This is a genomic window from Prosthecobacter sp. (genome assembly GCF_044236155.1).
In the GTDB taxonomy this organism is placed as follows: Bacteria; Verrucomicrobiota; Verrucomicrobiia; order Verrucomicrobiales; family Verrucomicrobiaceae; genus Prosthecobacter.
Genome location: NZ_JBIIHA010000041.1, coordinates 1 through 21150 on the forward strand (window position 1 = coordinate 1; position 21150 = coordinate 21150).

A 21150-nucleotide genomic window follows, 5' to 3' on the forward strand; every position below is an offset into this window, starting at 1 on the left:
TATTTAGGAATCTATGGCTCTTATAACACGGGCCAGCTTGGGCACCGCCAACTGATAGCTTGGATGTAATTCCATTCTTCTCGCTACACCAGTTGCTCTATCTGTACAATTTTAAAACACGCCCTAGTGAATGCCACAGGCATCTTGAAGTGCGGCATCGCTAATCATGACCACCAGCTAAAGAAAAGCCCCCCTTCCAAGAAGAGGAGCTTCGCTTTTCACGCGGACAAGCCGACGTGAGTGTCCAGAAGGCAGTGGAGAGCTTCGGTGCGTTTGGGCAATTCGGCCAGGTTTCCGTCCTTCAGGGACTCCGTGAACGCGTTGAAAAGGCTCCAGACGTTACACCCCTCAAATACCTCATGACGCGGCTCTCGCCATTCATGAAGCACTTCCGGGATCAACCGGTTGGAGCACACATTCACATCGGTCGCACGGATGATGAGGGCGTGGGCATCGGTGTCATGGGAAGGCGAAGCGGCTGGCCCTCATGGTACAACGCGCAGACGATGACCCGGTCGATGCAGGGCGAATAATGCGTTCGCCGTGGCATGGTGGGTGAATAATTGACGGGCATAAAGCCCGCCTCTCAAGTTTGTATAACGCGGATGGCGGGGGAATTGCACGAGCCACAAGTTATTGAGAGCACAGGCTGGAGATATATAGCCCGAACAAAGAAGCGGGCAGACACAGTGAGCACATTCTGAGCACATCCAAAAAAGAAGCCCGCCGTTTCCGGAGGGCTTTTCTCTCACAACTTACTCATTATGAAAGTGGTGGGCAGGGCTGGATTCGAACCAGCGTAGACGTAAGTCAGCAGATTTACAGTCTGCCCCCGTTGGCCGCTTGGGTACCTACCCATCTTTCGATGAGGGCGCGATTATGGCGGCCCGCCCCCGCTTTGCAAACGGTTTGTGCCTTCATTTTAGCGTCGCTTTTTGTGACGATGCTCGAAGGTGTGTTTCACCTTCGGGCGGGTGGCGTGGATGACCTTGAAGGCGCCGTTTTCGTCGATCTTTTCGACGTGGGCGAACGTCTCGTTCAAGAGGTTCTCATACGGCAACTGGCGGTTGGCGACGAGCCACAGTTCCCCGTTCGTGCGCAAGGCCTGTGCGGCGGTGGCAATGAACTTCAAGCCGATGAGCGCATCTGCGTGCTTGCCTTCGTGGAAGGGCGGGTTCATCACGATGACGTCAAAACGAGTGCTGCCGATGCCTGCGGTCACATCCTGCCAATGGGGCTTGGCTTTGATGCGAGTCGGGATGACGCCGAGATTGCGTCGGATGCACTCGAAGCAGTCGGAATCCGCGTCGTAAATGTCGAGCGTGTCGATGTCGTGGCAGTTGCGCAGCAAATGATCGCTCAAATAGCCCCAGCCGCAGCCGAGGTCAGCCACATTGCCCTTCAAGGTCGCCGGCAGGTGCTTCACGAGCAATGCGGAGCCTTCGTCAATGCGGTTCCAACTGAACAAACCCGGCCGCGACCAGAATTTACCATCAAGCACGCGCCGCATCGCCGCGCCCTGCCGCCACTGTTCGAGCAGTTCGGCCTTCCAAGGCTTGGTCTCGTCTTTGATGGCCCAGAACACACGGCTGTGATGCTTGGACATGGCCTGCACCTCGCCAGCAGCTTCCACGAGATGCTGCTGGCAGCGTTTGCCGCCCGCGTCGTTGTGCTGGGAGACCAGCAGAATGCCGCCAGGGGCGAGATGATCGTGGCCACGGGCCAGATCAGCCACCATGAGGTCACGCTGCGGATCAGGCAGCAGCATGACGAGGTCGTATTTCCCGTTCACCTCGCGCTCGACACGACGCCCGGCCGCCTCGAGTTCGTCAGCATGAGGTTTCCAGCTCTGCTGGCAGGTGAGACGTCCGGTGAAATGATCCAGCGCGGGATGCTCCCGGGCGCGCAGGAACAGCACGCGGCCTTCCGCGCCGATTTCAGGATTGACATCAAGGGCGTAGATGAGTGCGTCGAGAGAGTCTTGAGCGTGGGACATGCGGGAATGAATCAAAGCGCCATGCGCAGCAGGTGCGGCGCGGCAAAGGAGGCCAAGGACAGCAATAACAGGCCGATCAGCACGGCGGCGAGACCGATGAAGGTGATTTCGAGCACTTTGACAGTGATCAAAGATGCGCGGGACACGCCGACATCTTCCAGCGTTTTGAATTCACGCAGCCGCAGGCGGAAGGAGAGCGCAAAAACGAGCGCGGTGACGAGCAGCGCTGCGGTGGCGGTCAGGAGCAGGGCGCTGGCGGCGAACCCCTCAAGGCGCACGAGCTGGGCGAGCAGCGCCTCGATCTCATCGCGCGGACGAATGAGCTGCTGGTCTTTGGAACGGGCGAACTGTCCGGCAAGCAGCGCCTCGGCTTTCGCGTCCTTCGGAAGCACGATCACGGCGCTGATCGGATAGGCGGAGATGTCGCCATGAAAATGGAAGGAGGAGATGTTGGCGTCAGTGACCTCGTTAAACATCCGCACGGCAGCATTGCCCACGATGTTGTGCTCCTCCTGTTTCAACACGACCGACTCGTCCTTCTTCAGATCGTCATGGCCGTGGGAGCGGCCCTCGATGAGCCAGGCGGTCTTCAAATCGACAAAGATCGCGTCATCATCGGGTGTGCCGTTCGCGGCCAGAACACCGGTGATGCGCATCTTCAGCGGGTAAACACCCGCCATGTCGAATGCGAGTTCCGGCGTCGAGAAAACATGCCCCCCGGGCTGAAGCCCGCGCTTCCGGGCAAGGCTCGCGCCGACAACACAATCGCCGAGGCGGGCAATTTGCTTGCCGGAGGCGAGGCGCAAACCGCGAAACGGGAAGTAATCGAGCTCCGTGGCTACGATCGGCGCGTCCTGGGCAGCAAACCGAACGTGCAGCGGAATGGCTGCGGCGTCCGCATTGCGCCGAAGCTCGGCCAGCACGCCGAATGGAAGCGGGGTCAGGTTCTCGCGCTTGAAATACAGCGCGGTCATCATGAGGTCGAGCGCGCTGCCACGTGTGCCGACGATCTGCGGAGTGGCGGCGGCACGGGCGCGCAATTCGCGCTGCGCGTGCTCGATTAGGACGCGCAGACAAAGCGGCAGGGCGAAGACAAGGCCGAGCGCGCCCGCGAGCAGCGAGCTTTGAAAGCGATGCCGCAGGACATAACGAGCCGCGAGATGAAAGGCGGCGCTCATGCGGCGGCGAAGTCCTCCATGCGCACGGTTTGGTCGAACAACGGCAGCAGATTGGGATCGTGCGTGACCATAACGAGGCACGCGCCGCGGGCGCGGGCGTCCTCGATCATGAGATCGACGACGATGCGGCCACGGGATGGGTCCAGCGACGCGGTCGGTTCGTCGGCAAAGATGAACCGCGGCTCATGCACCAGCGCGCGGGCCACGGCCACGCGCTGGCGCTCGCCTTGGGAGAGCTGTGCGACGCGTTTGCCGAGGTATTGGGCGATTTGGAGGCGTGTGGCGAGATCGTGAGCCTTCGTGCAGGCGGGAGTGCCCGCATCACCACGGAATTGATGCGGCAGCAGGATGTTCTCGGCAACGGTGAGGTAATCGAGCAGCGCGAAGTCCTGAAAGACGAGGCCGATATTCTGGAGGCGGAAGGCGCGGCGTTGTTCGTGATTCAGCGTGTCGATTTGCGCCGAACCGAGGCGGACTTGTCCAGCCGTTGGCGGGAGCAGACCGGTGAGCAAGCGCACCAAGGTGGACTTCCCTGCCCCGCTAGGCCCGGCGAGTGCTAGAGCTTTTCCCTCCGCCAGTTCCAGCAGCGGCACGTGCAAACGAAAAGCGTCACCAGGATAGGCGAAACGCAGGTCGGAGACGTGAAGGCCGTTGAGGTCGGGCATGCGATTGCATTCTTTGCATCACAGCAGCATCCCGGCAACACAAGCCGTGCAGTAGCAGGCCAGAAGTCCGCCGATCATGGCCTTCAGGCCGAGCTTGGCCAGCTCGCCTCGCCGCTGGGGCACCAGCGCGCCGATGCCGCCAATCTGGATGGCGATGCTGGCAAAGTTCGCGAAGCCGCACAGCGCATACGTGGTGATTTCCGCACTGCGTGGTGCGATCGAGCCTGTCTTGATGTCTGATCCGAGGTGCAGGTAGGCGAGGAATTCATTCAGCACAACGCGCTCGCCGAGCAGCGCACCGACCTTCTCGCAATCCTGCCACGGCACGCCCATGAGCCAGGCGCAGGGGGCGTTGAGCCAGCCGAGCGCGAGCTGCAAGGGCTGCGGCACGTTTTGACCGCACACTCGCAGGCCGAGGGAGAGGAGGTAGTTCGCCAGCGCGACGACGGCGACGAAGGCGATGAGCATGGCCATGACGTTGATGGCGAGCTTCATGCCATCGCTCGCACCGTGGCAGAGAGCGTCAATGCCGTTGACGGTCTCGCGCTCGACTGGCTTGTGAGCGCCATGGGCCGTTTCACTTTCCTCGGTTTCGGGGAGGATGATTTTGGCCATCATCATGGCGGCCGGCGCGCTCATCACGGAGGCGGTCAAAAGGTGACCGGCGGAAACGCCGAAGGAGACGTAGGCCGCGAGCACGCCACCGGCGATCGTCGCCATCCCGCCGACCATGAGGCACATGAGCTCGCTGCGCGTCATGCGGGCGAGGTAGGGCTTGATTACGAGCGGGGCTTCCGTTTGTCCCATGAAGATGTTCGCGGCTGCGGCCAGGGTTTCACTGCCGCTGGTGCGCATGACGCGGCGCATCACCCAGGCCGCGCCTTTGACGATGATCTGAAGCACGCCGTAGTGGTAGAGCAGCGAGGAAAGCGCGGACACAAGGATGATGCTGCCGGTGATGATGAGCGCGACGACGGCCCCGTTGTTCTCACCAAACGCCGCTCGCAGGGTCGTGCCGCTGCCCAGCGGGCCGAAGACGAAGCCGATGCCCTCGTCCGCAAAGCCGAGCAGCTTGCGAAAGGCCTTGTCGAGGAAGACAAAGAAGCCACGCCCGCCGTCCGTGCGCAGAATGAGGGTGCCGAGGATGAATTGCAGTCCCAGCCCGGTCAAAACGATGCGCCACGGAAACAAACGGCGCTTTTCCGAAAGCGTCCAGGCCAGCGCCACGAAGACAGCGAGACCCAGGAGGCAGATGAGACGTTCCATGGGCGCGAGGCTAGCGGTTCATGCCGCGCTGGCAATCGGGAATGAGTATCAGCGGCGCTCGATGTCCCATCCGCTGCGCCCCCACGCCTGCATATCTTTGTTGCGACCCGTCCCAGGACTCCACGACGGCGGATAAGCCCGCTTCACCATCCAGTGATAATCCGACGGCGCCTGGTCAAAACAGAAAGACACGCCAGGCGTTGAGAACACGTCCCGCGCCTCCGCATTTGGCAGCTTCGGCTGTATCTTCCACGTCTCGCCGTCGGGATAATGAAACTGCCGCGTGGGATGATGGTAGTAGGCCTCGTAGCGGGGAAAATAAGTGTAGTTGTGGGTGACTCCCAATCGCGGCGCATGAGCCGCCAGAGCTCCCGGATAGCCGTAGCCAGGCTCAGTCAGCCCCCACTGCGCACCGCAGCCCGACAGAGTCAGCACCACGGCCACGAGGCCACAGTAAACAATGCAAGTCCTCATTTCAGCTCCTCCACGTCGATCACATTAAGCTGGATGAACTGGCCGTTGAAGGGCTTCGGCGCTGGCGCGATCTCGGGAACGACTAACTTCGAGAAGTTGGTGATCATGTGGCCGTTCTGGCCGTCGCCGTGCAGGGTGATCGTGGCGCCGCCATCAATCTCGATGGTGGCGGTGTAGTCGATGATGAAGATGCGGTGGCCCACCTTGTCGTCGCGGTTGAAGAAAAAGTGCTGCGCCGGGGAGGAAACCATGAGCTGGTAGATGTTGTAGGTCTTGTTGTTCGGCACACCGCCGATGTAGAAGCGCTCGCCCACCTGCCGGCCGTCCTTGTACATCATCGGCTCCACCACGCCGCGCACACGCAGGGTCACCTTGTAGCGCTTCCCTGCCTCGCCACCGAACTTCTTGGTGTCGGTGAACTTGTCATTGGTCTTCGGATCATCCGTCATCCGCGCCGAGATGCCGTCCGCGCCGGGTTTCGGATTCTCCGGCATGGGATCACGGCATGGGAACTCAAAACGATAACCATCGAGATCGGCGGCGATCTTTTTCAAATCGTCAGCAGCAGGAGCTTGTAAAGCAATCAAGACGACGGCGAAAGCCAGGGCGGGAAAGCGGAATAAAAGCATGGTGGTCGGGGGATGATGTGAATGAATCGGGCAGGTTTCGCGGAAGTCACTTCGCTTTCGCAACGGAATACCCCTGCCACAGCCATTCCAGCGCCTGCGGCAGCAGCTGGGCCCTCGCGTTGCCGATGCCGTGGCCGGCGTTGAGGCAATAGACGTATTGATAGTGGTAGCCCTTGGCCTTCAGCACCTTCGCCATGCGATGGTTTGCCTCCACCCAGTCGTGCATGCCGTCGCGCATCACGTTTGGATTCAGCAGATCGCGGTCGCCGACGGCCATCCAAATACGGATCGGCTTCACCGGGCTCTGCGGGATCAGTTTGTCATGAAAATCCCAGGCACCGCCGGGCGTCTCGGGATTGAAGGGCCACTGCTGGTTCACAAAGGTCCCGGAGGTGGTCAGCACGCGGTGATACAGATCATTGCGATACCACGCCATCGCCAGCGCGCAGGAGCCGCCGGAGCTGCTGCCCATCGTGGCGCGGCCTTCGGGATCCTTGGTGAGCTTCACGCCCGCGTTTTTCTCCACGAGCGGCAGCACCTCGTTCTCGATGAAGGTCGCGTACAGGCCGGACATCGTGTCATACTCGCGCCCGCGCTCGTGCCCCTGCGCATCGCCGCCGCCGCTGGAGATCAGGATGGCGACCTGCACCGGCACACGCTTCTGCGCGATCAGGTTGTCCAGAATGCGCGGCAACGTCATGTCCGGCTTTCCACGCGGACCGTCATGCCCGACGATGAACGGTGCCTCGCTGCCCGCGACGTATTGCGCGGGCACATAGACCGTGATGTGGCGCGTGTAGTCAATGGGATGCGTCTCCACGATGAGCGTCTTCGGGTTGTTCGGATCGACCGTGCCGAAAACATCGCGCGCGATGCCGGGATTGAAGAGCTTGCAGTCCTTCGACTCCATCGTGAACTGCATCACCCTGCCCTGCGGCACGCCTTCGGCACCCTTCGCCTCCGGAGCCGTGACATACTCCGGCCCCACGACATAATCCCCCTCCTTGTCCACCGGGGGATTCACGCCAGGCTTGCCATCCAGCCGGATGAACGCCGGCGCGCCCGGAGCATCGAAAGACCGCGTCGGCGGCTGTGGCCGGTCTGGCTTCTTCTCCTTCGCCTTCTGGGCGACTGCGGGGAGAGCCAGGGCGGCGAGAAGAACGAGGATTCGAGGAATGATCATGGGCGGGGAGCGATGGTTTCGATTCAAGAACGCGGAACGCGGCTGATTCAACGTCGCGAGGTCCTTCCACCGTTCAACGGACAGGAAAGCACGAGAGAAAAGCTGTGGACTCCCACTCAATGCTTCTTCGGCTGAGCTGGCACCGTCTTGAAATCAAAAGCCCTCACCACCTCGGCAGAGGGCATCGAGAAGCGATGATGCAGACGATCAACTTCCGGACGTGTGTCCTTGTCGTCGGTGCCTTGGTGGTTGCACAGAAAGATCACAAGGCTCCGCGAGAACGAATCGATCCACAGCATGCCCCGTCTAGCCCGTGTGACTGTAGCTACCGGGGGGTGGAAAGAGCGCCCCCGCGTGCGCGACGGTAACGCGCAAGAGCACAATTCCTGCATCATCAGCACCGTCGAGATCAAGCAGCCCGGCATCCACCGCCTGCGCCTCAGCGCCGTCGAAGTCCCGGAGCGCGAGCAGCTTTTCCGGCTCAAAGGCATCGAGCTCGTAAGGAAATGAACGCGTTCCGCCGATGCGGCGAAACCTCCTTGCCATCGCATCCCGTGCCGCCATGATGGGCAACCTCTTTTTCCTGTCTGACCATGCCGCGTCCTCATTTCGTCCTGTTGTTGACCGCCTCCGCGCCGCTGCTGCTGGCTGGCTGCGGTCTGATCCAGAAGATTCCGGTGCCGAAGCTGCCCAAGCTGGGCCTGCCGAGCATGAACACCATCGCAAAGATCATTCCGGGGCTGCCGGAGCGGGACACGGAAGGCTCCGAGGACCCCGAGGTGCCCTTCTCCACGCAACAATCCCTCGGCTTCGGCCACACGCTGCGGCTTGAGGTTTACGAAGGAGCCCGCGACCCGGAACGGATCTACCGCGGCATCGTCATGGTGAACTCAGAGGGGCTGCTGCCGCTCGGCCAAACGGGCACGGCCCGTGTCGGCGGCCAGAAGCTGCCGCAGGCGGCCAACTCCATCGCCTCCGTGTTCCGCGTGGCGGGACGCAACACGCGGCCCATCACCGTGCAGATCGTCTCGGTGGAAAACACACCGGTCATCGCCATCGACGGCGATGTGCGTGATCCCGTGTTCATCCCCGCATTTCAGGAACTGACCGTGCGGCAGGCGGTGGAAAGTGCCGGCGGCCGCAAGCCCGGCTCCACCAACCGCGGCATCTACATCTCCCGCGCCGGCCAGCGTCGCTTCTTTGCCTCCCTCGAATCAGCGGACCACCTGTGGAGCCCGCAGGCGGGAGACATCATCACCCTTTCCCCGGACATTTGACCCTCACGCCATGATCGAACACATCGGAGGCAATCCCGCGGCGGCGGAAAACCCGCTTAGCTCGTTGTTCAAGACCGTGGCCGTGCTGCGCATCGGCACCGGGGTGCTGCTGATGACCCGGCATGCCTTCAGCGGAGCGCTGGAGGCGTATCGTTTCTTCTGGAAGGAGCAGCCGTGGGCCTGGGTGCCCGCATTTCATGAGGCCGGCCTGCCATACGCGCACCTGCTGGCACCGCTCACCGCCGTGATCGTCCTGGGGGTCGCGTTCAGTTGGATCAGCGGCTTCCTCACACGCTTGTTCGCGGTGTTTTTCCTGCCGGTCGTCATCACCGCGCTGGTGCTGCTGCAAAAGGCGGGATCGCCGATGGTGGAGTCCGCGTGGCTGTATCTTTTCATCACCGTCACCCTGCTGCTGTTTGGATCGGGCGCCATCTCGGTCGATCAACTCTTCCGTCTCGGCGGAGGCGGCTCGAACCCACGCCGCTGATGGCCCGAATCATCCGCCGTGAGCAGGAGGACAACGGCCCCGCCGGGGTCGAGCGCGTGCTCGCCATCGACCCGGCGCTCCGGAAAACCGGCTGGGCAGTGGTGGAGAACAGCGGAGGCACCTTGAAGGCCGTGGCCTGGGGCGTGATCCACAACAAGCCCGCGCTGCTGCCCTCCGGCTGCCTCGTGGCCATCCGCGAAGGCTTGAACGATGTGATCAAGCAGCATGCGCCGACGGTGTGCGCCATCGAGTCCACGATCTTTGTGCAGAGCTTCAAGACCGCGATCGTGCTCGGCACGGCGCGTGGCGCGTGTTTGATCTCCGCCGCGGAGCACGGCCTGCCGATCTACGAATACGCGCCGCGTGAGATCAAGCAGGCCGCCGTGGGCCGCGGTGCCGCGCAGAAAGACCAGGTGGCCTTCATGATTCGCGCGCAACTGCACCTACGCGAGACACCACCGGCCGATGCCGCCGACGCGCTGGCCGCCGCCATCACGCACTTTCAAAGCAGCGCCGCCGCCCGCGCCACCGAGCGCGAGAAGCGGCGGGTGTGAATTCACTTCAAGCGCACTTCCTGGCACTCACCACGGGCTTCGTGGCACCGTTCGCGTGACCGTTCAGCTTGAGTTTGCCTTTCTTGGCGTCTTGTTCGACCTTTTGCAGCTTCTTCAGCAGCTTCGGCCACTGTTTCTCCTCCACAATGAAGCCGACGCAACGCTTCGAGCCGCAGCGGCACGGATGCTCGTCCCAGGTGTCCACGTCGAATCCGTAGTTGTAGGTCAGCTCCTCGCCTGCCTTGATCTCACGCAGGGAATAAATCCAGATGCGCCCGCGGATGATGTAGGCCTCGCAGTTCGGATCGCAGGAGTGATTGATGTAGCGCGCCGGATTGCGCCCTTTCGCACCGTCGATGTCGTAACGCTGGTTCAGGGTGAAGACATAGACCGCGGCGCAGCCGGTCTTCTTGGATTTGTCGATCAGGGCGTCCCCGCGGCGCCTTGACTCGGCCTTGGTGATCTTCTCGCCGACATATTCGATGATCGGCGAATCGTTGGGAATGTCACAGCGGGCGAAGATGCCGCGGTTGTGGATGGAGGAGGAGCGAACGGTCCAGTAGCGTTTCGTGGGAGCCTTGGGCATGGGGGATTTGAGCGGACTGCGGGAGAAAAGGAGCGCATGAAGTGTGCCGGGCGCATGAAATGTCAAGCTGAGTGCCGCAGGAGGTGAAACACCGTTTGAGGCGGCTTTTTCCGGTTGCCGCCGGAGCATGGAGCGCCTTATTGCGCGCCCTTCAACCGCCCGCACGACCATGCTCGAATTTTTCCGCCGCCATCGTGGCGCCTTCCTCATCACGCTGACGATCATCATCATCATCTCTTTCTCCGTCTGGGGCGGCTGGCGGACTGACGCAGGCTACGAGAAGAAAGCGCTGCCCACCGACCATGCGCTCACCGTGTTTGGGAAGGAATACACCATCGCCGACGTGCAGCGCGCGAACACCTCCCTCCAGATCGCGCAGTTTTACATGCAGGCCTATGAGCTGCCCTCCATGCTCATGATGCTCTCGTCTGACGGCGGCTTTGGCGGCGGCGGACTGGACCGTCTCGTCAACCTCTTCATCGCACGCCACCTCATGGACGAGTTGGGCATCCGCGCCAGTGACGACGAGGCTCGCGCCGCTCTCGAAAAACTCCCCTCCCTCCAGGAGAACGGCAAGTTTGAGATCACCCGGGCCCAACGCCTGGAGGAGCTCGCCAACTCCCAGGGCTTCGAGTCAAAAGACCTGCTCGGCATCATGAAGGACACCATCGGCCTGCAAAAACTGCAGGAAATCGTGACCGAGAGCTACACCGCGTCCCCGCTCGCCGCCGAAAAGCAATACGCCAGTTCCAACCACACCTTCAAGGGCTCGAAGATCGTCTTCGAGACCGAGACCTTCAAAAAAACCGCCACCGTCACCGACGACGAGATCAAAAAGTACTACGAGGAGAACAAGGAGAACTACAAGACCGTCGAGAAGCGCGCCGTGAGCTACGTGGTCTTCGAAAATCCAAAGGATCTCGACAAAAAGCCCCTCGAAGAACGCCAGAAAGCGCAGAACGAGCAGGTGCAGCGCGTGAACACCTTCAACGACCTGACCATGAAGCAGAAGAAGAGCTTCCAGGAAGCCGCGAAGCAGACAGGAGCCAAAGTCGAAACTCTCGCCGCCTTCTCCCAGGCCGAGCCGCCGGAAGCGCTCAAAGCCGAAGGCAGCCTCGTCGAAATGATCTTCGCCCGCGCCAAGGACAGCAAAACACCGGCGGAGGCCGTTGAGGGCACGAACGGCTGGTATGTCTTCGAAGTGACCAAGGTCGAGGAGCCCAAGCAGCAGGAACTCGCCGAAGTGAAAGACAAGATCAAAGAAGTGCTCATCGGCCAGAAGGCAGACGAGGCGCGCTCGAAGGCCGTGAACGAGGCCCGCACCGCCCTGAACGAAGGCTTGAAGGCCGGCAAGAAGATCGAGGACCTCGTGAAGGACAAGAAGCTCACGCTGGAAGCCCTGCCGGACATCGATGTCGGCGCACCTCCGCAGGAAGTGCCAAACGCCTTCCTCATCGCCCGCGAGGCCGGCCAGACCGCTCCAGGCAGCGTCTCCAAGGCCGTCGATTACGACAAAGGCACGCTTCTCATCTACGTCAGCGCGAAGGAACTGCGCAAACGCCCCGATGGAGCCGACCGCCGCCAAAGCCAGGCGGAGTCCCTCTCCCAGCAGGAGCGCATGAGCCTCTTCCAGGCCTGGTTCAAGAAGAAACACGACGAGGCAAAGGTCGTGAACAAGCTCGCCGCCTCCTCCTAAATCCGCCCGGCATGAGCGAACCCGCCGCCACGGTCGAGGAGCTGTTCGATGAGGCCAGCGGCCACGTCGCTCTCGGCGAATTGACCGAGGCCATCACCCTCTACCGGCGCTGTGTCGAGTTACAGCCGGACTTTTTCGACGGCTGGCACGCCCTCGGCATGGCACTGCTGCGCAGCGGCGAGATCAAGGAGGCCATCGGCGCCGGTTTGATGGCCACCACGCTCCAGCCGAACGATCTGCTCGCTTGGACGGCCCTCTCGCAAATGTACGTCGCCAACAAGCAGATCGCCGAGGCGGAGGACGCCAAGGGCAAGGCGCGCATTCTCTCGCTCGGCGGGAAGGTCGTGAAGTGACCTTCAATCACCCGGCAGCTTGATGCCGGTGCTCTTCCCGCGGGGGTAATTGCGCGCCTGATGCTCGCTGCGATGGCCCATCGGGTCCAGCGTCTCCCAGGCCGAGTCGAATTTCAGCCTCATGGTCTCGGTGCAGGCAGGCAAAAGCGTACCGCACCATGCCAGGGCACAGAGACGAAAAAGTGGGGCGGCTCGCATGAGGATGAGCTCAGAAATAACCCTTCACCTTCACTTTGCGCCCGAAAATTTTGTCTCCGGCGGCGATGTAGAGAATGTCGCGGTCTTTCCCGGCGAACTCGACACTGACGACCTTTGCTTCCGGTGACGGCTTGGCGATGATTCCGGCCAGACGGCCCGCAGGATCGAAAATCTGCACCCCCAGTTCCGTCGTCACGAAATAGCGGCCATTTGACTCCGTCGTCGCTCCGTCGCCGGACGCGGTATCCTTCCCCACGGGCAGCCACATCGTCATGTAGGGCGCACCACCGGTCAGAGTGCCGTCATCTTCGATGCGCCAGGCCCAGACATGCTTCCCGCCATGCTCGGAGACGGCCAGCGTGCGCTCATCGGGCGAGATCGTGATGCCGTTCGGCTTCTGCACATGGCCCGTGTCGGCCACGACGTGCTTTTTGTCCTTCGTGATGAGATGCACGCTGAGCGTCGGCGTCTCGGTAAAGTAGAGGTTTCCCTTCTTGGTGACGACAAGATCGTTGCACTTCACGCCGGTGAGCAGCACCTCGACCTCGCCCTGCATGGTGATGGCGATGATGCGCTGCTCCTTGTTGTGGCAGGCGTAAAACCTTCCATCTGGGCCGATTTGCAGGCCGCTGATGCCCGGCAGGTTGTCGAGAAACAAGTCCGCCTTGCCCGTGGTCGCGTCGATCTTGTAGATCCCCTTTCCTGCCTTCACATCGGTGAAGAACAAGTTCCCGTCCTTGTCGCAGCAGAGCCCGTCGGTGAAGGCATAACCGCCGGCGGCTTCCTTCCATGGCTCGCCCTCGATGAGGTAGTCATGCAACGAAGTATCCTGCGCCAGCAACGGCAAGGAAAGGAGGCAAAGGGTAAAAAGAAAGCGCTTCATGATTCTGATCAGTTCTTTGTTCTTGGTTCCTGTTCCTGGCTTCCAAGCAGTTCCTAACGAAGAACCAGGAACCAAGAACGGTTGGGATTTCACTTCTTCCACAGCCAGCGCAGCGTGTCCGGCAGCAGCGCACCACCGTGCTTGCCGTTGTGCGTGCCTTCGCCGAGGACGAACTGGTAATCGTAGCCCGCGAACTTCAACGCGGCGGCCATGTCCTGGTTGGCGAGCGGCCAGTTGCCGAACTGGTTGTCGAGATCATTTCTGCCGTCCTGGAGGAAGACCTTGAGCGGTTTCTTGTCCGTTTTGCGGATCAGCGCGGGATAGACATGGCCGCCGCGGATGTTCGTGAAGCTGCCGATGTGGCTGATCACCTTGCGGAAGGCATCCGGACGCTCCCAGGCCACGGTGAAGGCGCAGATGCCGCCGCTGCTGTTGCCGCAGATGCCGCGTCCCTCGGGATCGTCGGTGATTTTGTAGCTTTTGGCGACTTCGGGCAGGATTTCCTCGATCAAGAAGCGCGCATGCAGGTCGCCTAGCGAATCATATTCAAAGCTGCGGTTGCTGCGCGGCTTCTCCTTCGGGTTCGAGGTCGGAAACACGCCAGGATTGATGAAAATGCCGATCGTCACCGGCATCTCGCCTTTCGCCATGAGATTGTCGAACACCACCGGCACGCGGAACTGCCCGTCCGTCTTCACAAAGCCGCCGCCGTCGCAAAAAACCATCACATTCGCCGGTTGTTCGGGTTTGTACTGCGCCGGGACATAAATCCACCAATCACGAGTGGTGCCCGGGTAAATCTTCGAATTCGACCACGCGGGCATCTGCGTTACTTTTCCCTGCGGCACCCCTTTCTGTACCTGGGAGTCCGGACCGAGCACATATTGGTCATCCTGCGGCGCGGAATGGGCAAGCGAGGTCAAAAACAACAAGACTGCGGTGGTAAGGGGAAACTTCATGAGGCGAATCCGAACGGGGACGCCGGAACGCATCTTGCAGCGCATCCCGGCCTCATCGCTTCTCCCACAGCAAGGCTAGAAACAGCGGAAACTCCTTCCGCGCGCGGTTTTCGGCCCGCGCACGCGGACCGGGCTGGCTTTCCTTGTGCGAATACCATTCCTCGATGCCTGCGAGCCGGAGTCCCGCACTGAAACCGCACGCTGTGAGCGTTTGGAGGCTGCGATGAAAGGAGACCGTACTCTCGCTGTCCGCCTTTCCCGGATGCATGACAATCGGGATGCTCAAGGTGCTGCTGTAGGCGTCCGTGCGGCGGTATTGGATCTTGCGCGGCTCGTCGTGGCCCCAGCTCGACTGGCGCGGGATGCGGAAAGAAGGATGATTGACGACCCACAGCATGCGCCCCCCTGGTTTGAGCGCTTTCGCGGCAGCCGCGGCGACGACATCGAGATGCTCCATGTTCTGCACGCACAGGATCGCCGAGGCGGCGTCAAACTGGCCGAGGTCATCAACCTGCGCCGCGTCGCGCGCGAGGTAGCGCACCGGCGGCCTTGATGGATAAGAGCGCGCCTTTTGGATCAATGTGGGCGCGGCATCCACACCGGTCACTTCGCAGCCTTTCTGCGCCAGCGCGCGACTGAACACGCCCTGGCCGCAACCAAGGTCGAGCACGCGCTCGCCCCGCTGCGGAGAGAGAAGCTTCAAGGCGCCGGGAATGACCACGGCCTGATACAGCTCGGAGCCGCGCTCACCGATGATGCGGTCATACCAGTCCGCTGATTTTTCCCACGAGGTACCGTGCTCGCGCTGCTGCTGGTGCGGAGGGCGGGGACGGAACGGGCGGCGTGGGGGCTGCGGCATCGCGACATGATGGAGCGGGAGCACGCGGGAGCAAGGAAAGTGCTCCGCCCGGGCGCCAACCTCCTTCACCGGCCTCTTACATCCTTTTTGCTTCCCAAAAAGAAACCAATGTGTGAGCCTGAGCTTTCACTCCCCACATGTTCTCCACGACCGCCTCCCGTGTTGTCCCCGGCCTGATCCTCGGCGCGCTGAGCCTGCTCAGCGCGTTTTTGCTGTTCCAGGTGCAGCCGATCATCAGCAAGTTCATCCTGCCGTGGTTCGGCGGCAGTCCGGGCGTGTGGACGACCTGCATGCTGTTCTTCCAGGTCGTTTTGTTCGCCGGCTATGCCTATGCGCACGCGCTGACGCTGCTGCCGCGCACATGGCAGGGCATCCTTCACGGCCTGCTGCTCGGCGCGGCCATCGCGCTGCTGCCCATCGCGCCTTCGGAGGCATGGAAGCCGACAGGCAGCGAGGACCCGGCCTTCCGCATCCTGCTGCTGCTCGCGGCGAGCGTGGGCCTGCCATATTTCGTGCTCTCCAGCACCAGCCCGCTGGTGCAGGTGTGGTTCACGCGCGCCAACGGCGGAGCGAACCCGTGGCGCTTGTATGCGCTGTCAAACATCGGCTCGCTGGCGGCGCTGCTGAGCTACCCGCTGTTTTTTGAAGTGCACTGGGATGTGGTGGAGCAGACGACGTTGTGGTCCGTCGCGTTTGGCGCGTTTGTCATCCTCTCGCTTTCAGGCGTGTGGATGGACCGGCACCATGCCATCAAGGAGGCCGCGCAGCCGCCCGTGCCGGTGGACGAGGCGGCGGATCATCCCGGCTGGCTGCGGCGCATCCTCTGGGTGCTGCTGCCCGCGCTGGCAAGCTGCGTGCTTCTTTCCGCCACGAATCACGTCTGCCAGGATGTGGCGGTGATTCCTTTCCTCTGGGTGGTGCCGCTGAGTCTTTACCTCCTCACCTTCATCATCTGCTTCGAGCATGAGCGCTGGTATGCGCGAGTGCCTGTGCTGTGGGCGCTGCCGGCGCTGCTGTTTCTCTTCATCACCTGCACGGAGGAACGCATGCAGAAACAAGCCTTTTGGGGCAGGCTCGAAAGCCTGCTGCACCACGATGTGGAGCCGCTGCTGGAAAAAATCAGCGGAGCCAGCCTGGACTTGAGCAGCTTTGACCTCACGCCGAATTTCATCTGGGAGCTCGGCTGGGCCTTTGGCGCGATGTTCCTGGCCTGCATGCTCTGCCATGGCGAACTCACACGCCTGAAGCCGGCGCCGCGACGCCTGACCGAGTTTTACCTCCTCATGTCCGCCGGTGGCGCGCTTGGCGGCTTGTTTGTGAGCCTCGGCGCGCCGCGTGTGTTCACCACCTTCGCCGAATGGCCCGTGAGCCTCATCGCCGTGCTCCTGCTGGCCTGCGTGGTGCTGCTGCGGGCCGTGTGGAGCGTGCGGAAAAAAGCAGGAGAATGGTCGCTCCTCGCGCTGCTGGCGGGACTGGCCGCCCTTTTCATATGGCTCCTGGTGAAAGTAGAGGTTGTCACGAAACAAGTGCTCGAAGAGCGGTTGCCGCAGTTCCACGCGGTCGTGCCCGCGTGGGCGCTGTGGATCATCGTTGGCATCATCGTCGCCTGCGTCGCGCTTCTGGTCTTCCGGGCGGTTCGGCGTGGCAGTTTCCGTGTCGCGTTGCTGTCCCTGCTGCTGGCCGGCCTGCAAGCGACCGTGCTCGTCCTCCTGATGTGCGACTACGGCTTCAAGCATGAGGAGAAGCTCGAACGCGTGCGCAATTTCTACGGCATGCTAGCCGTGGAGGAGGACAAGGAATACAACTCGCACCAACTGACCAACGGCACGATCATCCACGGCCTGCAAAACATGGACGCGGGCGTGCGCGAGGAGCCCACCACCTACTACGGGCATCACACCGGCATCGGCAAGGCCCTGGACAGCCTCAAGGACCGCGCGGACGCGCGCGTCGGCGTCGTCGGCATGGGCGCGGGCACCGTCTCGTGCTACGCGAAAAGCGGCCACACTTTCCGCTTTTACGACATCAATCCCGATGTCGTGCGCATCGCGCAGAAGCACTTCACCTACCTCTCCGACTTGAAGGCTCGCGGCGCGAAGCTTGAAATCGTCATCGCCGACGCGCGGCTCGCCCTCGATCGCGAGCCTGCGCAGAACTTCGATGTGCTGCTGCTCGACGCCTTCAGCGGCGACTCCGTGCCGGTGCATCTCCTCACCCGCGAGGCCTTCGCCATCTACAAGCGCCATATGAAGCCGGATGGCATCATCGCCGTCCACATCACGAACTCCTACCTCGTCCTCGCTCCCGTCATCGAAAAAATCGCGGCGGATGCCGGCTACAAGACCACCCGGGTCGCCACCGAGAGCGACAACGCTGACCACGACTCCACGGACTACATCCTCGTCACCAACAACGCCTCCTTCCTCGCCGCCACGCCCCCCGTGCTCCTTGGCAACGAAATCGAGTTGCAACATGACACCCGCCTCTGGACCGACCGCTATCACAATCTCCTTCGCATCCTCGACATCCCGCAGAATGTGAAAAAGAACGCGGATTGAGCCGGTGCGCGGCACGCTCTGGTCAACAGCCTGATTGCGAACCGCCGGGAGCGCGCCAATTTCGCGCCGCTTCACGATGAACCTTCTCGATCCCGTCCCCACGCCGCAGCAGCTCTTCCGCTGGCTGGACTCCGGGCGCATCACGCGCGAGGAATTTCGCGAGGCGATGTCTGTCCACGCCCGCGAACTCATCCAGGAGATGGAGCAGGCGCACGCGAATCCGCTCGTCGCCAAGTTCAACGAGCTCATGAACCGCCGCGAAGCCTGGAAATGGGCGCGCAAACACGGCGAACCGCTCATCCGCGAAATCCTCTTCGCCCTCATGGACGAGGAGCGCTTCATCCCGGCGAAGTGGCTGTGGAATGCCGCGCATCCGCACGTCCCGCTGCACTGCTTCTTTCGCACACGCGGCACGCCGCTGATGCGTTTCATCGAAATGAACGCCCAGCCGCAGTCGGTCACGCTCACCATCGAGCATGGCGGCACCGAGACGCTGCCGCCTGTACGCGAGCAGTTCTTCCTTCGGCGCGATCGTAGCGCGCGGCTCTTCATCCACCGCCGCGAGCTTCTTTAACCTCCCCTTCGGATTTCGTCATTTCCCCACATGCCTTCTTCTTCAAAAAGCTCCCTTGGCACGACCGGACTCATTCTTTTTGCGATCATCTCCATCGCCATCGCGGCCTACTACCGCCTTCCGACCCTCTGGGAGCGGCCCATGCACACGGATGAGGCCATCCTGGCCATGAAGTCCGCCGAGTTTCAAAGCACGGGGCACTTTCAATACGATCCGAAGGATTTCCATGGCCCCGGCCTGCACCACCTCACGAAAATCTGGTCCACGCTCGCCGGCTGGGGGGATTCCTCCACCTGGACAGAGGCTCAGCTCCGCACCGTGACCGTGGTGTGCGGCCTGCTGCTCATCCTCACCACGCTGCTGCTGCGGGACGCGCTTGGCAGGCTCGGCGCGGGCTACGCCATGCTTCTCATGGCTGTCTCGCCCATGATGGTCTTTTACTCGCGCTACTTCATCATGGAGGTGCCGCTCGTGCTTTTCATCACGCTCAGCATCGCCGCGTTGTGGCGCTGGTCGCAGGGAGGCGGGACCTGGTGGCTGCTGCTCGCGGGATTCGCCATTGGCTTCCAACACGCCACGAAGGAAACGTTCATCATCAACATCGCCGCCAGCATCGCCGGATTCGCCGCCGCCAAGCTCATCGTGGGCGACTTCGCGCCGCGTCAGAGCGGCTTCGCCATCAGCACCTCGCGCGGACGCTCCTCCAAGCCCTGGTTGTGGGTCGTGATCGCCGCCATCGTGGCCAGCGTCACGCTTTACTCCGGTTTCTTCAAAGACTGGCAGGCCGTCAAGGACAGCGCCACCACCTACCTGAACTACCTTGAGCGCTCCGGCGGCAGCGGCCATGAAAAGCCCTGGCACTACTACCTCACGCTCATCTTCTGGCGGAAGGACGGCGTTCTCTGGAGCGAGGCCATGATCGGCGGACTCGCCCTCGTCGGCATGGCGCATGCCTTCCTCGGCAATCACATGAAGAACGCCTCCCGGCAGGCCTTCCTCGTGTTCCTCTCCGTTTACAGCATCGTCCTCTTCGCCATCTACTCCTTTCTCGCCTACAAGACGCCGTGGTCCATCCTCAGCGGCCAGCACGCGCTCACCCTGCTCGCCGGTGTCGGCGCGGCCTCCATCTCCGAGGCGCTCCGGGGCAAAATAGCCCGCCTTGTCTTCCGTTGCGTCATCGGCCTCGGCCTGTATCACCTCATCGCGCAGACGAATCTCGCCATTCATCGCTACGCCGCCGATTCCCACAATCCCTACGTCTATTCGCATCCCTCGGCGAACCTGCTCGGCATCCTCCCGCTGCTGCGCGACCTGCAAAAAACCGCGCCCGACGACAACTTCGAAGTGCTCGTCATCAACCGCGACGCCGGATGGCCCTTCCCTTGGTATTGGCGCGACATCAAGACCGTGCGCTACACGACCACCCTCCCCGAAACCATCGACGCGCGCGTCATCGTCGCCGAACTCGACATGCAGCCAGCCCTTGAGGCGAAATTCGGTGGCAAAGCCTACAGCATGCAGGGCCCCTTCGGCCTGCTCCGGCCCAACGTCCCGATCAACATGTGGGTGGAAAAAACCCTCTGGGATCGCTACGAGCTGCGCAAAAAGCAGGAGGCCGGGTCACGGTGAGCGAACAGCCTCCAGCCCACCATCGCTACACCTGCCATGCGATGGCCACCACCTTCGACGTCTTCATCAACCGCGATGACGCCGACGAAGTCTATGCCGCGCAGGCCGCCAGCGCTGTGTTTGATGAAATCCGCCGCCTTGAGGACGAACTCAGCCGCTTCCGCGCCAGCAGTGACATCTACCGCCTCGGCCAGCTTCAGGCCGGGGAGAGCCTCATCGTCGGCATGGCCGCCTGGGACTGCCTTTCGCTCGCCAAGGCCGTGCATGAGGAAACCAACGGTGCCTTCGACATCACCATCGGCCCGCTCATGAGCCTGTTCGTCACCTCCGAGGGCGAACCGCGCCAGGTCGGCAAGGACGTGCTCGAACAGGCGCGCCAGATCATCGGCAGCCATCGCTTTGACCTCGATCAGGACAGCATGCGCGTCACCGTCCACGCCTCGAACATGATCTTCGACCTCGGCGCGATGGGAAAAGGCTACGCGCTCGATCAAGCCGCCGACCTTCTGCAGGATTGGAAAATCTCCAACTTCGTCCTCAACGCCGGCGACAGCACCATCCTCGCCATCGGCGCTCCCGGCGGCAAAGACGCGTGGCCCATCACCCTCGGCGGCGGCGCCCAACGTCTCGCGCTCACCAATCGTGCCGTCAGCGGCTCCGGCTTCGCCGTCAAAGGCGCTCATATCATGAACCCGCGCCTCTTCATGCCCGTCCCCATCCAAAACCGCCGCACCTACGCCCTCGCCCCCACCGCCGCCCTGTCCGACGCGCTATCGACCGCCTTCATGGTGATGGAACCGGATGAAATCAAAGCGCTGTGCTCGCGCTATGATGGCGTCGAAGCGTTGGAACTCGAAAATTGATGGCCGCCGCTCCGGTCATATTCCAAAGTTAAACATGACGCGCCGGTGCGTCATTTCCGACAACCCTGCCCCCCATCGCCGCCATTTGCGTCAAAATCGACAGCCATGAAGTCCAAAGTCCGTTGGCACTCGACAAATCTGTGGCCCATAACGCAGATCACGTACTCGACAGAATAGTTTCTCATCAACTAGGGCGTGTTTTAAAATTGTACAGATAGAGCAACTGGTGTAGCGAGAAGAATGGAATTACATCCAAGCTATCAGTTGGCGGTGCCCAAGCTGG

23 protein-coding genes and 1 tRNA gene are annotated in these 21150 nt (G+C 61.9%); 11 read left to right on the top strand and 13 right to left on the bottom strand.

The features are described from left to right. Positions 1-380: 380 nt before the first annotated feature. Positions 381-533 carry a hypothetical protein gene (locus tag ACILSE_RS21835; protein WP_395719567.1) on the top strand — a complete coding sequence of 51 codons (153 nt, stop codon included), beginning with the start codon at positions 381-383 and terminating at the stop codon, positions 531-533. 238 nt (positions 534-771) lie between these two features. Here the strand turns inward: ACILSE_RS21835 and ACILSE_RS21840 are convergent. The 9 genes from ACILSE_RS21840 to ACILSE_RS21880 form a co-directional block, all read right to left on the bottom strand. Next, positions 772-857, bottom strand: a tRNA-Tyr gene (locus ACILSE_RS21840). A 65-nt stretch (positions 858-922) separates the two neighbouring features. Beyond that, positions 923-1996: a class I SAM-dependent methyltransferase gene (locus ACILSE_RS21845; protein WP_395719568.1), complete on the bottom strand. Its 1074-nt coding sequence runs from the start codon at positions 1994-1996 to the stop codon at positions 923-925. 11 nt (positions 1997-2007) lie between these two features. Beyond that, a complete protein-coding gene (locus tag ACILSE_RS21850) occupies positions 2008-3174 on the bottom strand; it encodes an FtsX-like permease family protein (RefSeq protein WP_395719569.1) in 1167 nt (388 codons plus the stop codon). Then, positions 3171-3839 carry an ABC transporter ATP-binding protein gene (locus ACILSE_RS21855; RefSeq protein ID WP_395719570.1) on the bottom strand — a complete coding sequence of 223 codons (669 nt, stop codon included), beginning with the start codon at positions 3837-3839 and terminating at the stop codon, positions 3171-3173. Before ACILSE_RS21855 ends, ACILSE_RS21850 begins: the two co-directional genes overlap by 4 nt. Before the next feature lie 18 nt (positions 3840-3857). Further along, positions 3858-5105 (bottom strand): NupC/NupG family nucleoside CNT transporter, encoded by a 1248-nt coding sequence (locus ACILSE_RS21860; protein WP_395719571.1) that lies wholly within the window; start codon positions 5103-5105, stop codon positions 3858-3860. A 48-nt stretch (positions 5106-5153) separates the two neighbouring features. Further along, a complete protein-coding gene (locus ACILSE_RS21865) occupies positions 5154-5579 on the bottom strand; it encodes a hypothetical protein (RefSeq protein ID WP_395719572.1) in 426 nt (141 codons plus the stop codon). Beyond that, positions 5576-6208, bottom strand: a complete 633-nt coding sequence (locus tag ACILSE_RS21870; protein ID WP_395719573.1) for a hypothetical protein — start codon at positions 6206-6208, stop codon at positions 5576-5578. The genes ACILSE_RS21865 and ACILSE_RS21870 overlap by 4 nt, the downstream gene beginning before the upstream one ends. Positions 6209-6254: 46 nt before the next feature. Then, positions 6255-7391, bottom strand: a complete 1137-nt coding sequence (locus ACILSE_RS21875; RefSeq protein ID WP_395719574.1) for an alpha/beta hydrolase — start codon at positions 7389-7391, stop codon at positions 6255-6257. A gap of 116 nt (positions 7392-7507) precedes the next feature. Further along, complete coding sequence (locus ACILSE_RS21880; RefSeq protein WP_395719575.1) at positions 7508-7657, bottom strand: hypothetical protein; 150 nt, start codon at positions 7655-7657, stop codon at positions 7508-7510. Positions 7658-7688: 31 nt separating this feature from the next. On the opposite strand from ACILSE_RS21880, the gene ACILSE_RS21885 reads away from it, so the two are divergent. The 4 genes from ACILSE_RS21885 (at position 7689) to ruvC (ending at position 9709) form a co-directional block, all read left to right on the top strand. Further along, complete coding sequence (locus tag ACILSE_RS21885; RefSeq protein ID WP_395719576.1) at positions 7689-7901, top strand: hypothetical protein; 213 nt, start codon at positions 7689-7691, stop codon at positions 7899-7901. An 83-nt stretch (positions 7902-7984) separates the two neighbouring features. Beyond that, positions 7985-8668 (top strand): hypothetical protein, encoded by a 684-nt coding sequence (locus ACILSE_RS21890; RefSeq protein ID WP_395719577.1) that lies wholly within the window; start codon positions 7985-7987, stop codon positions 8666-8668. A 10-nt stretch (positions 8669-8678) separates the two neighbouring features. After that, positions 8679-9155: a DoxX family protein gene (locus ACILSE_RS21895; protein ID WP_395719578.1), complete on the top strand. Its 477-nt coding sequence runs from the start codon at positions 8679-8681 to the stop codon at positions 9153-9155. Beyond that, positions 9155-9709: a crossover junction endodeoxyribonuclease RuvC gene (ruvC, locus tag ACILSE_RS21900; RefSeq protein ID WP_395719579.1), complete on the top strand. Its 555-nt coding sequence runs from the start codon at positions 9155-9157 to the stop codon at positions 9707-9709. Before ACILSE_RS21895 ends, ruvC begins: the two co-directional genes overlap by 1 nt. 7 nt (positions 9710-9716) lie before the next feature. Here ruvC and ACILSE_RS21905 read toward each other — a convergent pair whose 3' ends face one another. Beyond that, on the bottom strand, positions 9717-10295 hold the full coding sequence (locus ACILSE_RS21905) for an SET domain-containing protein (RefSeq protein WP_395719580.1): 579 nt from the start codon (positions 10293-10295) through the stop codon (positions 9717-9719). Positions 10296-10464: 169 nt separating this feature from the next. Here ACILSE_RS21905 and ACILSE_RS21910 point away from each other — a divergent pair, with 169 nt between their 5' ends. Together ACILSE_RS21910 and ACILSE_RS21915 are read left to right on the top strand one after the other, a co-directional pair. After that, positions 10465-11991 (top strand): peptidyl-prolyl cis-trans isomerase, encoded by a 1527-nt coding sequence (locus tag ACILSE_RS21910; RefSeq protein ID WP_395719581.1) that lies wholly within the window; start codon positions 10465-10467, stop codon positions 11989-11991. Between the two features lie 11 nt (positions 11992-12002). After that, a complete protein-coding gene (locus ACILSE_RS21915) occupies positions 12003-12344 on the top strand; it encodes a tetratricopeptide repeat protein (protein ID WP_395719582.1) in 342 nt (113 codons plus the stop codon). Positions 12345-12552: 208 nt separating this feature from the next. On the opposite strand, the gene ACILSE_RS21920 is transcribed toward ACILSE_RS21915, so the two are convergent. The 3 genes from ACILSE_RS21920 to ACILSE_RS21930 all read right to left on the bottom strand — a co-directional run bounded on the left by ACILSE_RS21920 (position 12553) and on the right by ACILSE_RS21930 (position 15267). Then, the gene (locus ACILSE_RS21920) at positions 12553-13425 is read right to left on the bottom strand and encodes an SMP-30/gluconolactonase/LRE family protein (protein WP_395719583.1); all 873 of its coding nucleotides are present in this window, start codon (positions 13423-13425) and stop codon (positions 12553-12555) included. Between the two features lie 89 nt (positions 13426-13514). Then, positions 13515-14384, bottom strand: a complete 870-nt coding sequence (locus ACILSE_RS21925; RefSeq protein ID WP_395719584.1) for an alpha/beta hydrolase — start codon at positions 14382-14384, stop codon at positions 13515-13517. 52 nt (positions 14385-14436) lie between these two features. Then, complete coding sequence (locus ACILSE_RS21930; RefSeq protein WP_395719585.1) at positions 14437-15267, bottom strand: class I SAM-dependent methyltransferase; 831 nt, start codon at positions 15265-15267, stop codon at positions 14437-14439. A 113-nt stretch (positions 15268-15380) separates the two neighbouring features. Between ACILSE_RS21930 and ACILSE_RS21935 the strand changes: the two genes are divergently transcribed. The 4 genes from ACILSE_RS21935 to ACILSE_RS21950 all read left to right on the top strand — a co-directional run bounded on the left by ACILSE_RS21935 (position 15381) and on the right by ACILSE_RS21950 (position 20867). Beyond that, on the top strand, positions 15381-17801 hold the full coding sequence (locus tag ACILSE_RS21935) for a spermidine synthase (protein ID WP_395719586.1): 2421 nt from the start codon (positions 15381-15383) through the stop codon (positions 17799-17801). A gap of 76 nt (positions 17802-17877) precedes the next feature. Continuing rightward, positions 17878-18375, top strand: coding sequence for a hypothetical protein (locus ACILSE_RS21940; RefSeq protein WP_395719587.1), 498 nt, complete (start codon positions 17878-17880; stop codon positions 18373-18375). Between the two features lie 30 nt (positions 18376-18405). Continuing rightward, the gene (locus tag ACILSE_RS21945) at positions 18406-20004 is read left to right on the top strand and encodes a flippase activity-associated protein Agl23 (RefSeq protein ID WP_395719588.1); all 1599 of its coding nucleotides are present in this window, start codon (positions 18406-18408) and stop codon (positions 20002-20004) included. A gap of 41 nt (positions 20005-20045) precedes the next feature. Further along, the gene (locus tag ACILSE_RS21950) at positions 20046-20867 is read left to right on the top strand and encodes an FAD:protein FMN transferase (protein ID WP_395719589.1); all 822 of its coding nucleotides are present in this window, start codon (positions 20046-20048) and stop codon (positions 20865-20867) included. The last annotated feature ends 283 nt before the right edge of the window (positions 20868-21150 follow it).